The organism is Psychrobacter immobilis, assembly GCF_904846225.1.
In the GTDB taxonomy this organism is placed as follows: Bacteria; Pseudomonadota; Gammaproteobacteria; order Pseudomonadales; family Moraxellaceae; genus Psychrobacter; species Psychrobacter immobilis_F.
The window spans coordinates 1-641 of the sequence record NZ_CAJGZJ010000061.1 but is presented as its reverse complement, the minus strand read 5'-3'; the positions used below and the strand labels follow the sequence as shown (position 1 = coordinate 641).

General features: G+C 35.9%; 1 protein-coding gene. It reads left to right on the top strand.

All coding sequences use genetic code 11. From position 1 onward, the window contains the following. Positions 1–305 precede the first annotated feature (305 nt). Positions 306–530, top strand: a complete 225-nt coding sequence (locus JMX48_RS14015) for a helix-turn-helix domain-containing protein (RefSeq protein ID WP_025652654.1) — start codon at positions 306–308, stop codon at positions 528–530. Positions 531–641: the final 111 nt, after the last annotated feature.

Sequence of the window (641 nt, the reverse complement as noted above, 5' to 3'; positions counted from 1 at the left end):
GTATATAAGTATATAAGTATATAAGTATATAAGTATATAAGTATATAAGTATAACTAAAAATGTACGTCACATTACTACTAATAGCAATACTTCATAGTAAAAATAGCATCGCCTTTTCTAACTAGCGTATATCCATCATGATAGACGTTCTGTATTAAAGACAGCATAACAAACTGCCTACTACTAGGTAAATTGCCGCCATTGAATATCAATTTGAGCTACTAAAAGGAATACGTTAGCCGCTCATATTCGTTATAATCCGCTCACCAATCAAAAACCACTAATCGTTAATGAGGAAACCACTATGGTGAAGTGTCACTTATCGACCATCATGGGCGAAAGACGCCTTAAAATTGCCGATGTCGCAAGGGATACTGGCATCAATCGTGGCACCATTACTCGCATGTATCATGAAGAAGCCACCCGAGTTGACCTAGATGTCATCGAGTCTTTATGCACGTATCTTAGAATCAATGTTGGTGATTTATATGAAATCATAAATGAGGACAGCAGCGAATCACCTGAGTGAACACCCTTACTCATAAGACATTATCACCTTTAGACGTATAAAAAGACCTTTAGAAGGTCATTTTCTCTTGCAATAGATTAAAATATAGGTATAACTTGACCTGTATTAGGT

What these genes read in the sequence shown, in the direction of transcription:
- JMX48_RS14015 (WP_025652654.1), top strand. Translation starts at nt 306, where the DNA reads ATGGTGAAGTGTCACTTATCGACCATCATGGGCGAAAGACGCCTTAAA.